This is a genomic window from Gordonia malaquae NBRC 108250, from assembly GCF_000344135.1.
Taxonomy (GTDB): domain Bacteria; phylum Actinomycetota; class Actinomycetes; order Mycobacteriales; family Mycobacteriaceae; genus Gordonia; species Gordonia malaquae.
This window is the reverse complement of the sequence record NZ_BAOP01000020.1, coordinates 32,529-46,382: the sequence shown is the minus strand read 5'-3', so window position 1 is coordinate 46,382 and position 13,854 is coordinate 32,529. Positions and strand designations below refer to the sequence as shown.

At 67.9% G+C, this 13,854-nt stretch carries 7 protein-coding genes; 5 read left to right on the top strand and 2 right to left on the bottom strand.

Annotated elements, in window-relative coordinates; all coding sequences use genetic code 11:
* Nucleotides 1-157: 157 nt before the first annotated feature.
* Complete coding sequence (locus GM1_RS14095; RefSeq protein ID WP_008379836.1) at nucleotides 158-3,595, bottom strand: proline dehydrogenase family protein; 3,438 nt, start codon at nucleotides 3,593-3,595, stop codon at nucleotides 158-160.
* Between the two features lie 93 nt (nucleotides 3,596-3,688).
* Between GM1_RS14095 and GM1_RS14090 the strand changes: the two genes are divergently transcribed.
* Nucleotides 3,689-5,278 carry a PucR family transcriptional regulator gene (locus GM1_RS14090; RefSeq protein WP_008379835.1) on the top strand — a complete coding sequence of 530 codons (1,590 nt, stop codon included), beginning with the start codon at nucleotides 3,689-3,691 and terminating at the stop codon, nucleotides 5,276-5,278.
* Here GM1_RS14090 and GM1_RS14085 read toward each other — a convergent pair.
* The gene (locus tag GM1_RS14085) at nucleotides 5,257-6,666 is read right to left on the bottom strand and encodes a short-chain fatty acyl-CoA regulator family protein (protein ID WP_008379832.1); all 1,410 of its coding nucleotides are present in this window, start codon (nucleotides 6,664-6,666) and stop codon (nucleotides 5,257-5,259) included. The two genes, GM1_RS14090 and GM1_RS14085, sit on opposite strands and share 22 nt — an antisense overlap.
* A gap of 119 nt (nucleotides 6,667-6,785) precedes the next feature.
* Between GM1_RS14085 and prpD the strand changes: the two genes are divergently transcribed.
* The 4 genes from prpD to GM1_RS14065 are packed head-to-tail and all read left to right on the top strand — an operon-like array spanning nucleotide 6,786 to nucleotide 13,786.
* Nucleotides 6,786-8,288: a 2-methylcitrate dehydratase PrpD gene (gene prpD / locus GM1_RS14080; RefSeq protein ID WP_008379830.1), complete on the top strand. Its 1,503-nt coding sequence runs from the start codon at nucleotides 6,786-6,788 to the stop codon at nucleotides 8,286-8,288.
* A complete protein-coding gene (prpB, locus tag GM1_RS14075; protein ID WP_008379828.1) occupies nucleotides 8,288-9,214 on the top strand; it encodes a methylisocitrate lyase in 927 nt (308 codons plus the stop codon). Before prpD ends, prpB begins: the two co-directional genes overlap by 1 nt.
* The gene (locus GM1_RS14070; RefSeq protein WP_008379826.1) at nucleotides 9,211-10,350 is read left to right on the top strand and encodes a bifunctional 2-methylcitrate synthase/citrate synthase; all 1,140 of its coding nucleotides are present in this window, start codon (nucleotides 9,211-9,213) and stop codon (nucleotides 10,348-10,350) included. The genes prpB and GM1_RS14070 overlap by 4 nt, the downstream gene beginning before the upstream one ends.
* 46 nt (nucleotides 10,351-10,396) lie before the next feature.
* Nucleotides 10,397-13,786 (top strand): pyruvate carboxylase, encoded by a 3,390-nt coding sequence (locus GM1_RS14065; RefSeq protein WP_008379824.1) that lies wholly within the window; start codon nucleotides 10,397-10,399, stop codon nucleotides 13,784-13,786.
* Nucleotides 13,787-13,854: the final 68 nt, after the last annotated feature.

The window sequence follows — 13,854 nt, the reverse complement described above, 5'->3', positions numbered from 1 at the left end:
TGGGGTCGACGCTCGAACTGCTGTGCGTTGGCACATCACTCACGGAAAGCGTATGTGATTCACATCATCGACTCAGGAAATTCTGCATCGCCGGAGTGTGGAGACAAATGTGGGGTCGCACAAAAGTGCGACCCCACATTTGTTCTGATGTACGAAGCTATCGACGAAGTTCGGCGGCGAGCTCGTTGAAGGCCCGATTCGGGTTTCCGAAGCGGTGCAACGTCATCGAGACGGCCTGCTCCACGAGCCAGTAGCGGAGCTCCACTCGACCCGACGCGGTCACGGCGTCGTCGAGCAGCGCCACGTCGGGGCGCGCCGCGACCGCAGCGCGGATCGAGTCGGCGACCGATCCCACAGTGCGCACTCGGGGAGCGTCGAGGCCTGCGACCGTCGCCGCAAAAGCCCCGTCGTCTGCGGTGCCGACTGTCGACGACGCGCGACTGAGGACCTCTGCCGTCGCGGGGGCGATGCCGGGCGAGGCGCTGATCCGGACACGTGCTCCGGCGAGCGTCGCCGCGGCCAGCACACGCGCGGTCTCGGCGGGGGACGCGTCCGCGCCCACCCGCAGTACAACGTCGGACGGACGGTAGCGGAACACGTTGGCCTCGCCCGTCAAGCCGGTCTCGTCGCGGCCGGTGGCGAACTCAGACGCCCATGCGACGCGGTCGTCGGCAACGGCCTCGTCCAGCCAGGAGCTCGCAGTGGAGTCCAGGGCGTCGGCCCACGAACCGAGGAGCATCAGGTAGTTCGGGCCGCCTGCCTTGGAGCCGAGTCCGACGGAGGAACGCTTCCACCCGCCGAACGACTGGCGGCGGACGATGGCTCCGGTGATGCCGCGGTTCACGTACACGTTGCCCGCCTGGACCCGGTCGAGCCAGGTGCGGACCTCGCGAGTCTCCAACGAGTGCAGACCTGCGGTGAGCCCGAAGTCGGTGGCGTTCTGCAGACTGATCGCGTCGTCGAGGGTGTCGGCTCGCATCAGGCCGAGCACCGGGCCGAAGCACTCGGTGAGGTGGAAGAACGACCCGGGGGCGACGCCGTCCTTGATGCCGGGCGACCAGAGGCGACCGGTGTCGTCGAGCTGTCGTGGCTTGAGCAGCCACGTCTCGCCGGGCTCGAGAGTGGTCAGGGCACGGGTGAGCTTGTCGCTGGGGAGTTCGGTCAGCGGTCCGACCGTGGCGGACAGGTTGGTCGGCCAGTCGACGACCATCGACTTCGCGGCGTCGACGAGCTGCCGACGGAAGCGCTCGGAATCGTAGACGCTGCCGACCAGGATGCCGAGCGAGGCGGCCGAGCACTTCTGGCCCGCATGCCCGAACGCGCTGTGGGCGAGGTCGGCGATCGCGAGGTCGCGGTCGGCCGACGGGGTGATGATCAGTGCATTCTTGCCGGAGGTCTCGGCGTTGATCTTCAGGTCGGGGCTCCACGACTGGAACAGTGCGGCGGTGTCGGACGCTCCGGTGAGGATCACGCGGTCTACGTCGGGGTGACTGATCAGCTTCTTGCCTGCCGGGCCCTCGTCCGGGAACACGCCGTGGCACACCTCGCGCGGGACTCCGGCTTCCCAGAGGGCTTCTAGAACGGCCATCGAGCAGTGTGGAGTCGGTGCCGCGGGCTTGTGGATCACGGCGGCGCCGACCGCGAGGGCGGCGAACGTTCCACCTGCGGGGATGGCGATCGGGAAGTTCCACGGGGGAGTGACCACAACAACCCGGTCGGGGGTGAAGGTCGCGTTCTTCACGTCGCCGAGTTCCAGCGCCTGGTGGGCGTAGTAGCGCGCGAAGTCGATGGCCTCGGAGATCTCCGGATCGGACTGGGCGACCGACTTCCCGGCCTCCGCGGCGGCGATCGACACGAGATGGCCGCGCTTGCGGGCGAGGATGTCGGCCGTCTTGTAGAGGAGTGCGGCGCGCTGCGCAGCCGGTCGTGCGGCCCACTCCACTGCGGCTTCACGAGCCGTCGCGACGAGAGCGTCGACGTCGCCCTCGGCGAGAGTCGCGGGGACCGCCTGAGCGTCCAGCCAGCCCGGCTCAGCACTGCGGTTGATCGCATCGCGGGCCCACGCCTGGTTGGCCGGCAGCGACGGGTCGGTGTCGGGCTCGTTCGCGAACGGCGGAAGAGTCCCGTCGAACGACGTCGCGGGGGCTGATTCCTCCAGTGCGCGGTTCTGGCGGTGGTTCGGAAGCGGTGCGGTGTGACCCTGCGAGTCGATGCGGCGTGCGAGGGCGTCGACGGCGCCGGTGAAGCGGTCGGCCTCGCGGCGGTAGATCGCGCTGCCGGGCTTCAGGTCGAAGATGCCGGACATGAAGTTGGCCGACGCGGCGTTCTCTTCGAGGCGGCGCACGAGGTAGGAGATCGCGACGTCGAACTCGGCGGGCTTGACCGTCGGGACGTAAAGGAGCAGTCGGCCGACGTCGGCGCTGACCACTTCGGCCTGCTCGGTCGCCATGCCCTGGAGCATCTCGAACTCGACGCGGTCGGCGACGCCGCGCGACTCGGAGAGGAGGTGCGCGAAGGCGATGTCGAAGAGGTTGTGTCCGGCGACGCCGACGCGGAGGCCGCGCATGTGATCGCGCTGCAGGAGCCAGTGCAGGACCAGCTTGTAGTTGGTGTCGGTGGCTTCCTTCGACTCGCACGTCACCTGCGGCCAGCCCGCCGACTCGGCGTGCACCGTTTCCATCGCCAGGTTGGCGCCCTTGACGAGGCGGACCTTGATGCCCGCGCCGCCTGCCGCGATCCGCTCGTCGGCGAATGCCGACAGTCGCTGCATCGCGCCGAGGGCGTCGGGAAGGTATGCCTGCAGGACGATGCCGCCCTCGTAGTCCTTGAGTTCGGGCATCGACAGGAGGCGGGTGAACACCTCGATCGTCAGGTCGAGATCGCGGTACTCCTCCATGTCGAGATTGATGAACTTGGTGCCCGCGGGCGCCGACGCGGCCTCCAGGTACATCGGGATGAGTCGCTCGAGGACGTACTCGACAGTCTCGTCGAACGCCCACATGGAGATCTGCGACGCGATGGACGAGACCTTGATCGAGACGTAGTCGACGTCGTCGCGCCGCAGCAGGGTCCGGGCGTCCTCGAGGTGGTTGTCGGCCTCGGAGTCGCCGAGAACGGCCTCGCCGAGCGGGTTCACGTTCAGGCGGTGGCCGGTGGCGCGCAGTGTCTTGACGGCCTTCGCGAACGGCTTCTCACGGGCGTCGACGATCATGTGGCCCACCATCGTCCGCATCCGTGCGCGCGCGGCGGGGATGACGATGTTCGGGAAGGTGCGGGCCAGGGCCGCGCCGGAACGGATCTGCAGCTTGTCGAGCGCGCCGAGAGAGGCCGGTGCGTCGGCCACGATCTCCGCGAGCGCCTCGCCTGCGGCTTTGGTGTCCTCCGTGCCGATCACCCGGTCGACGAATCCGACGGTGAAGTCGAGTCCTGTGGGATCGGAGAGCACTGCGGCCAGTCGCTGAGCCGAGGCGTGGGGCTTGGTCTGCGCCTTCTCTGCGGCGCGCAGCCAGGTGTCGACCTGCTGCAGCGACCGGTCGGCGAGGTCGGACAGCCCCTCGGTCGTGGTGGCAGGTGTGGAATCGTGCGCAGTGGTCATGGGGTTATTACAGGCCGTCGACAGGGCATTGGTCCTCGTGCGGATTCACAAGTTGATGACCTATTTCTTGTTCGATCGTCTTACGCTGAGTGCATGCCCTCGCGACTGTCTCTGGATGACGTGATCGATGCACTCGACACCGCGGTCGACTGGTCCGTCCTCGTCGATTCGTCGGTTCCGATCGAGAGTGTGGCGATTCTCGACGTCGACGATCTGTCGGCCGAACCGACGGCTGACGTGGTGTTGCTCGTCGGCGTGGACATCACCGCGACTCAGGCCTGGCTGCGGGAGGCGTCCGATGCTGGAACCGTGCCCGCTGCGATCCTCACGAAGGCGGTGGACTCCGGTTCGGCTCGCGGGCTCGTCGCCGAGTTCGGCGTAGGTGTGGTCGGCATTCACGCGCGGGCGAGGTGGGACCGTGTCCTCGGTCTGGCACACGGTGCATTCGATCGGGCTCGAGACATCGCCGGAACGGAGCCCGCCGACATCGATCTTGCGGGTCTGGTGGCGCTCGTCGCGCAGGGAACCGGCGGCTTGGTGTCGATTGAGGACGCGACCAGCGCCAGGGTGCTCGCGTACTCACCGTCCAACGGCGAGGCGGACGATCTGCGGGTTCAGACGATCCTCGGGCGCGAGGGGCCGCCCACCTACCTCGCGCTGCTGCGCAAATGGGGCGTGTTCGACGCGATCCGTCGCGGTGGTGAGGTCGTCGACGTTCCGGACCATCCGGAGGAGGCGATGCGACGGCGGATGGTGATCGGAGTGCACAGCGGCGCGGGTCGGCATCTCGGATCCATCTGGGTTCAGGAGGGTGCGCAACCGCTGTCCGACGACGCGCGTGAGGTGCTGACCGGCGCCGCGGCGGTGGCCTCGCGCATCCTGACCCGAGAGATGGAGTCGCCGACGGCGGAGGCGCAACTGCTGCAACGCCTCTTCGGCGAACACGGCGGGGTCGACGCCTCGTCGGCCGGAGCCTACCTGCGGTGGTCGACCGACGAGCAGTCGGTCGTCATCGGACTGGGCGGCGCCGACGCGACGGCGATGGCTGCGATATCGGGCGCCCTGCGACTGCATGCGAGTGCGTTCGCCGCGTCCGCGTTGACCACCGTCATCTCAGATCGCGCGTATGTCCTGGTGCCCGCGAACTCGGTCGAGCCGGTCACCAGGTGGGCGGGCACGCTGGTCACCAGGTTCGACGGCGACCCCGCGCTGGACGGTGCTCGGCTACGCGCCGGTGTCGTGTTCCCGGTGGACGGGCTCGCTGCTGTCGCGTCCGGCCGTGCGGAGGTGGACCGGGTGCTCTCCGCCACGCTGGGGTCACCGGAGTCGGCTCGCGTGACAACTCTCGCCCAGGCCCGGACGGCCGTTCTGCTCGGCGAGATCCTCGACGTGCTCGCCAGGCGCGACGACCTCGTCGACCCGCGGATCACCGCGCTCGTCGGCTACGACGCCGACCACTCGTCGCAGTTGGTCGAGAGCGTCCGAGCATTCCTCGACGCCCACGGCAACGTGCGTGATGCCGCCACCCGCATCGGCATCCACGCCAACACGCTGCGCTATCGCATCGACAGGGCGCAGCAGGTGTCCGGGCTGCGGTTCGACGATCCGGCCGACCGCCTTCTCACGTCGATTCAACTCGCGTGCGCGTCCGTTCGCGACGGCTACAGCGGCGCCGACCGGTAGGGGATCGAATCGCTGATCGTCTCGTCCACCGCGATGGGCTGGCCGAGCATGGGGAAGGCCCGCTGCGTGCACGCCGGACGGTCGCACACCTTGCAGCCTCCTCCGATCGGGACCACTGTCCGCGGCTCGGACAGGTCGACGCCGGTGGCGTAAACGAGCTCGTCGGCATGGGCCAGGTCGCATCCGAGACCGATGGCGAACTCCCCGGGCGTGGCGAGGTGCCCGTCGACGGTCTGGTCGGTGGTTCGTGCGAGCCAGAAGTACTTGCGGCCGTCGGGCATCGCCGACACCTGGGTGTGGATCCGGCCGGGTGCGGAGAAGGCGTCATGCACGACCCAGAGCGGGCAACTGCCTCCGACACGCGAGAAGTGGAAGGCCGTGGCCGACTGCCTCTTCGAGATGTTCCCGGCGCGGTCGACGCGGACGAAGATGAACGGCACCCCTCTGTCGGAGGGACGTTGCAGAGTGGACAGCCGGTGGCAGACGGTCTCGAAGCCGACCTCGAAACGGCGGGCGAGAAGCGCGACGTCGTACCGCAGTTCGCGAGCTGCGGCCGCGAACTCGGTGTAGGGCAGGACGAGTGCTCCGGCGAAGTAGTTCGCGAGGCCGACCCGGAGCACGGCGCGGGACGACTCGACGACGCCTGGGGCGCTGTCGACCAGCCTGTCGATCTCGGTGTGCTGGGTCTGTAGGGCGAGTTGAGTCGCGAGTTGAAACGCACGCTGCCCGGCCGAGAGGCGGCGCGCGAGGACCAGAGTCGCGGAGCCGGGGTCGTACCGGCGCTTGGCGGTCGCCGTGTCGGACGCGGCTCCGATGATCACCCGGATCCCGAATCGTTCGTCGAGTAGACGCGCGAGTTGAAGGTCGAGTCCGCCGACCGTCAGGCCGGCGTCGACGAACAGGTGCTCAGCGGCCAGGTCGAGTTCGGCGACATAGTTCCGGCGATCGTAGAAGTAGTCGCGCACCTGCTCGAAAGGAGTCGTCGGGGAATCCGCGGAAGCGGCCGAATCGTGCGATCGATGGTTCTCGAGCTCGGCAGTGACGGCCGTGAGCCTGCGATGCAACCCGACCATGGTTCGCCCGACGGCGGGCATCCGTGACACGAGCTCGGTGATCTCGGCGCGATCGACGTCCTCGCCCTGAGACATGAGCGCGTCGGTGAGGTCCGCGATGAGCCGAGCGTCTCCTGACTCTGCGAAGTAGTCGGCGGGAAGGTCGAACGTCGCTGTCAACGACAGCAGGACCGCAACCGTGATCGGACGATGGTCGTTCTCCAGCTGGTTCACGTACGTGGTGGACAGATCGAGCCTGCGGGCCAGTGCGGCTTGACTGATCCCCAGATCGGCGCGCAGGCGCCGGAGTCGGGCCCCTGCAAACGTCTTCGCCATACGCAGGACTCTACCGCGGCGAGCGTCCGCAAGATACGCAAAATGTGCGTGAGAAGTACGCAAAAATACGCATCTGCCAGGTCTTTCACAGAGCATCTGTTCCTGCGTACGGTGCGAATATGATCAATCACGAAGTTCGCACCCGACTCAGCGCCGACGACTTTCCGATCGAGGATCACCTCGCGTACAAGATCGCGAAGGTCGCAGCCGATCCCGTCGCCGTACCCGCCGACACCGCCGAGATGATCGTCAACCGCATCATCGACAACGCGGCGGTGAGTGCCGCGTCGGTGGCTCGCCGGCCGGTCACGAGCGCCCGCCGTCAGGCGCTCGCCCGCCCACTCTCCGGGGGATCGACCGTGTTCGGCGTGGACGGCGAGTTCGCGCCTGAGTGGGCGGCCTGGGCGAATGGAGTGGCGGTGCGAGAGCTCGACTTCCACGACACCTTCCTGGCCGCTGAGTACTCGCATCCGGGCGACAACATCCCGCCGCTCGTCGCCGTCGCACAGCGGACCGGCGCATCGGGAGCCGATCTCATCCGAGGCCTCGCGACCGCGTACGAGATCCAGATCGATCTGGTCCGCGGAATGTGCCTGCACGAGCACAAGATCGATCACGTGGCCCACCTCGGGCCGTCGGCCGCCGCGGGAATCGGCACCATGCTCGGACTCGACGTCGACACCATCTATCAGGCCGTCGGGCAGGCTCTGCACCTGACGACCGCCACTCGCCAGTCGCGTAAAGGCGCCATCTCCAGTTGGAAGGCGTACGCACCGGCGCACGCAGGCAAGATCGCCGTCGAGGCGGTCGACCGCGCGATGCGCGGAGAGGGCGCGCCGTCGCCGATCTGGGAGGGCGAGGACGGCGTGATCGCGTGGCTGCTGGGCGGTCCGGACGCCTCGTACACGATCCCGCTGCCCGCCGCGGGCGAGGGCAAGCGCGCGATCCTCGACAGCTACACCAAGGAGCACTCGGCCGAGTACCAGAGCCAGGCGCCGATCGACCTGGCTCGACGGATGCGCGACCGCATCGGCGACCTGGACCAGATCGCCTCGATCGTGCTGCACACCAGCCACCACACGCACTACGTGATCGGCACCGGCTCGAACGATCCGCAGAAGTTCGATCCGACAGCCAGCCGCGAGACGCTCGATCACTCGGTCATGTACATCTTCGCTGTCGCACTGCAGGACGGCGACTGGGACCACGAACGCTCCTACGCGCCCGAGCGCGCCGCCCGCCCCGACACCGTTGAGCTCTGGCAGAAGATCTCCACAGTCGAGGACCCCGAGTGGACGCGCCGTTACCATTCGGCCGATCCGAATGAGAAGGCGTTCGGTGCACGGGCGGTGGTGACTCTCAAGAGCGGCGAGGTGATCGAGGACGAACTCGCTGTGGCCGATGCTCATCCGCTCGGCGCCCGGCCGTTCGCCCGCGAGCAGTACCTCGCCAAGTTCGCCCGCATGGCGGACGGGGTGGTCGAGCCCGCCGAACAGGCTCGATTCGTCGATGCCGCCACCACGGTGGCTGAGGCCGAGGCAGGCGACCTCGCCGGCCTGAACGTCCGAGTTCTCGACAGTGTGCTCGACTCGGCCGCCGCGACCGGCGAGGGAATCCTCTGATGAGCGACGCGACGGGCCTGTTCACGTCGAGGAACACCGACGCCGAGAAGCGTGCGAGTCTTCGCTCGGCACTCGACTCCGGCGAGCTGCAGCGTTGGCCCGGCGCCTTCAGCCCACTGGTTGCGAAGATCGTCGCCGAGGCGGGTTTCGAAGGCGTGTACGTCTCGGGGGCCGCGCTGTCCGCGGATCTCGGACTGCCCGACATCGGGCTGACGACACTGAGCGAAGTCGCGGAACGAGGCAGTGCCATCGCGCGCTCCACCGAACTGCCGACCCTCATCGACGCCGACACCGGCTTCGGTGAGCCGATGAGCGCCGCGCGGACCGTCTCTGTACTCGAGGACGCGGGCCTGGCCGGTTGTCATCTCGAAGACCAGGTGAACCCGAAACGCTGCGGCCATCTCGACGGCAAAGAGGTCGTCCCCGCCGACGAGATGATCCGCCGGATCGCCGCGGCCGTCGGAGCGCGCCGCGACCCGAATTTCATCGTCTGCGCGCGGACCGATGCTCGCGGAGTGGAGGGGCTCGACGCCGCGATCGAGCGAGCCAAGGCCTACGTCGACGCCGGAGCCGACCTGATCTTCACCGAGGCGCTCGCCGACGCGAGCGAGTTCGCTGCCTTCCGTGCTGCGGTCGACGCACCGCTGCTCGCGAACATGACTGAGTTCGGAAAGTCGAAGCTGTTGACCACCGACCGCCTGCGCAACCTCGGCTACAACGCGGTGATCTATCCGGTCACCACCCTCCGGCTCGCGATGGGCGCAGTCGAAGCGGGTCTCGCCGCGATCGCTGAGGAGGGTACGCAGGCGGCGCTGCTCGACAAGATGCAGCACCGATCTCGGCTCTACGACTTCTTGCGCTACTCCGACTACAACGCGTTCGACACCAACCTCTTCACCTATTCGACCCCAGGGGAGCGATCATGAGCACCACCAGCAGTGCCGCAGAGAGCACGCCGACCATCTACAAGGGCTTGGCAGGCGTCGTCGTCGACACGACGGCGGTGTCGAAAGTTGTGCCCGAGACCAACTCGCTGACCTACCGCGGCTATGCGGTGCAGGATCTGGCCGCGAACTGCTCGTTCGAGCAGGTCGCGTACCTGCTCTGGTACGGCGAACTCCCCACCGATCCACAATTGGCGCAGTTCGTGCAGCGCGAGAGAGCGGCCCGTCGACTGGACCGGTCCGCCCAGGCGGTGCTCGCTCGTACACCGGACACCTGCCATCCGATGGACGTAGTCCGGACGATGATCAGTTACCTCGGCACCGAGGATCCGGATGAGGACGCGACCGGCGCGGACGCCCTGATGGAGAAGGCACAGCGCATGTATGCCATCCTCCCGACGATCGTCGCCGCCGACATGCGACGTCGCCGCGGTCTGGATCCGATCGCACCGCATCACGGCCTCGGGTACGCCGAGAACTTCCTCACCATGTGCTTCGGCGAGGTCCCCGACCCGGTGATCGTGCGTGCATTCGAGAAGTCGATGGTGCTGTACGCCGAGCACAGTTTCAACGCGTCGACGTTCGCCGCGCGCGTCGTCACGTCGACCGGTTCGGACATGTACAGCGCCGTCACCGCCGCCATCGGCGCCCTCAAGGGGTCGCTGCACGGCGGCGCCAACGAGGCCGTCATGTACGACATGATCGACATCGACCGTCCGGAACGCGCCGCCGACTGGCTCAACGCCAAGCTCGACGCCAAAGAGAAGGTGATGGGCTTCGGTCACCGCGTCTACAAGAACGGCGACTCGCGCGTCCCGACGATGTACGACGCGCTCGTCGAGGTGGCCGATCATCTCGACGACCACAAGTGGCTCGGCATCTATCGGGAACTCGAACAGGTGATGGTCGGCCGCACCGGCATCCGGCCCAATCTCGACTTCCCGACAGGCCCGGCCTACCACCTGATGGGCTTCGACATCGGTGCGTTCACGCCGATCTTCGTCATGAGCCGCATCACCGGGTGGACCGCTCACATCACGGAGCAGGCCGCGTCCAACGCCCTGATCAGGCCGCTGTCCGCTTACTCCGGACCACAGCAGCGCCCGCTTCCCGCCTGAGAGCGGCGTCCAGCCCCCCTGCTCGAGAGAGGCAGCGAAGAGTTTCATGTTCGACAAGATCCTGGTGGCGAACCGCGGTGAGATCGCGGTCCGCGCCTTCCGAGCGGCGTACGAACTCGGTGCGAGCACCGTCGCCGTCTACCCCGCGGAGGACAGGCACTGCATCCACCGCGGCAAGGCCGACGAGGCGTATCAGATCGGCGAGCCCGGCCATCCGGTGCTGGCGTATCTGAACGTCGAGGAGATCGTGCGGGTGGCGCGCGAATGCGGCGCCGACGCGGTGTATCCCGGCTACGGGTTCATCTCCGAGAACCCTGCCCTCGCGGCGGCATGTGCACGGGAGGGCATCACGTTCGTCGGTCCCAGCGCCGATGTCCTGCACCTCACCGGCGACAAGCAGCAGGCGGTGACCGCGGCCCGTGCGGCGGGACTGCCGGTCTTGACCGGATCCGCACCGTCGTCGAATGTCGACGACCTGCTCGCCGCAGCCGCCGACATGACCTTCCCGGTGTTCGTGAAAGCGGTCGCCGGCGGCGGTGGCCGTGGCATGCGTCGGGTCGGCGAGATCGCAGAGCTCGCCGAGGCCGTCGGCGCGGCGTCGCGTGAGGCCGCCGCCGCGTTCGGCAATCCGACGGTGTTCCTCGAACAGGCGGTCGTGAATCCCCGCCACATCGAGGTGCAGATCCTCGCCGACTCGTACGGTGACGTCGTCCATCTATTCGAACGGGACTGCAGCCTGCAGCGCCGCCACCAGAAGGTCGTCGAGATCGCGCCTGCGCCGAACCTCGACCCGGCGCTGCGTGAGCGGATCTGCGCGGACGCCGTCGCGTTCGCGCGCCAGATCGGCTACTCGTGTGCGGGCACCGTCGAGTTCCTCGTCGACGAACGCGGTCAGCACTTCTTCATCGAGATGAATCCGCGCATCCAAGTGGAGCACACGGTCACCGAGGAGATCACCGACGTCGACCTCGTCGCCGCGCAACTGCGGGTGGCGGCGGGAGCGTCGCTCGCCGACCTCGGTCTGCGCCAGGACACGATCGCGATCCGCGGTGCCGCACTGCAGTGTCGCATCACCACCGAGGACCCGGCGGCGGGCTTCCGTCCGGCGACCGGGAAGGTCACCGCGTACCGTGCACCGGGCGGCGCGGGCGTCCGGCTCGACGGCGCCGCGGCCCTCGGCAGCGAGGTGACCGGACACTTCGACTCGATGCTGGTGAAGCTCACGTGTCGAGGCGCCGACTTCGAGACCGCGGTCCGACGAGAACGCCGTGCGCTCGCCGAGTTCCGGATCCGCGGCGTCACCACGAACATCAGCTTCCTGCAGGCGGTGCTCGACGCCCCCGACTTCCGTGCGGGCCGGATCACGACGTCGTTCATCGAGCACCGGCCCGACCTGCTCACCGCGCGCGTCGACGACGACAAGGGCACCAAGTTGCTGTCGTATCTGGCGGATGTGACAGTTCACAAGCCGTACGGCGAACTGCCGACGCCCGTCCACCCGCACACCAAGCTGCCCGCGCTCGGCCGGTCGGTCCTCGCATCACCGCCTGCCGGTTCCAAACAGCGGCTCGACGGGCTGGGCCCCGCCGGATTCGCACACGCGCTCCGCGAGCAGAAGTCCCTGGCCGTCACCGACACCACGTTCCGCGACGCTCACCAATCGCTCCTGGCGACGCGCGTCCGGACCAGCGGGCTGTCGGTGGCCGGGCCGTACGTCGCGGCGACGACACCGGAGCTGCTGTCGGTGGAATGCTGGGGAGGCGCCACCTACGACGTGGCCCTGCGATTCCTGAAAGAGGACCCGTGGGATCGGTTGGCGCGCCTTCGGGAGGCGATCCCCAACATCTGCCTGCAGATGCTGCTGCGCGGCAAGAACACCGTCGGCTACACCCCGTACCCCACGGATGTGACAACGGCGTTCGTGCGTGAGGCCGCCGACACCGGCATCGACGTCTTCCGCATCTTCGACGCCCTGAACAGCGTCGACGCGATGCGTCCGGCGATCGACGCGGTCCTGGAGACCGGCACCACGGTGGCCGAGGTGGCGATGAGTTACACCGGAGACCTCGCGAACCCCGCCGAGGACGTCTACACCCTCGACTACTACCTGCGGTTGGCGGAGCAGATCGTCGACGCCGGCGCGCACGTGATCGCGATCAAGGACATGGCAGGACTGCTCCGTCCGGCCGCAGCTCGCACCCTGGTGGCGGCGCTGCGATCGAACTTCGATCTGCCGATCCACCTGCACACCCACGACACGCCTGGCGGCCAGTTGGCGACGTATCTCGCGGCGTGGGAAGCCGGTGCTGATGCAGTCGACGGAGCGAGTGCCGCATTGGCGGGGACGACGAGTCAGCCGTCGCTGTCGGCGATCGTGGCGGCGGCCGCGCACACCGAGTACGACACGGGACTCGACCTTGGTGCTGTGTGCTCGATGGAGCCGTACTGGGAGGCGGTCCGTCGCGAGTATGCGCCGTTCGAGTCGGGCATCCCCGCGCCGACGGGCCGGGTGTACACGCACGAGATCCCGGGCGGGCAGCTGTCGAACCTGCGACAGCAGGCGACGTCGATCGGTGTCGGCAACCGCTTCGAAGCTGTCGAGAACGCCTATGCGGCGGCCAACGAACTGTTGTTGCGTCCGGTGAAGGTGACACCGTCGTCGAAGGTGGTCGGCGATCTGGCGATCGCATTCGTCGCACAGGGTGTGACCGCAGAGCAGTTCGCGGCCAACCCGGCGGCGTACGACATCCCCGACTCGGTGATCGGCTTCCTCAACGGGGAACTGGGGGAGCCGGCCGCCGGTTGGCCCGAGCCGCTGCGATCACTGGTCCTCGCAGGCCGCGAACGCCGCAGTGTCGTGACCGAACTGACAGTTGACGATCTCGATGCGCTGAACACGGGCGGAACCGTCCGCAGGCAGGCGCTGAACCGCTTGCTGTTCCCCGGCCCTACGGCCGACTACCTCGATCACCTGGCGAAGTTCGGCGACACGTCCAAGCTTCCGGCGCACCAGTTCTTCTTCGGGCTGCAGCCCGGGTTCGAGCATCGGGTGAAGTTGCGTCCGGGCGTCGACCTGCTGATCTCGCTGGAAGCGATCAGCGAGCCCGACGACACCGGCGTCCGTACCGTGCTGCTCACCGTCAACGGCCACCTGCGGTCGGTGTTCGTCCGGGACCGCGGTGTGGACGCGGTCGTCGCGGCCGCCGAACAGGCGGATAAGAACAATCTGAGCCATGTCGGCGCACCGTTCGCCGGTGTCGTGTCGGTGACGGTGGGCGTGGGGGACACGGTCGCCGCGGGGGCGGTCGTCGCGACGATCGAGGCGATGAAGATGGAGGCGTCGATCACGAGTCCGACGGCGGGAACCGTTCGGCGAGTCGTGTTCACCACCGCAACCGAGGTGTCGCCGGGCGACCTCCTGGTGGAACTCGGCTGAACTCCGTCCGCCGCGGTCCGGCTCACCAACGGACCGCGGCAGACGACGACTGTGGCCCGCGAGAATTC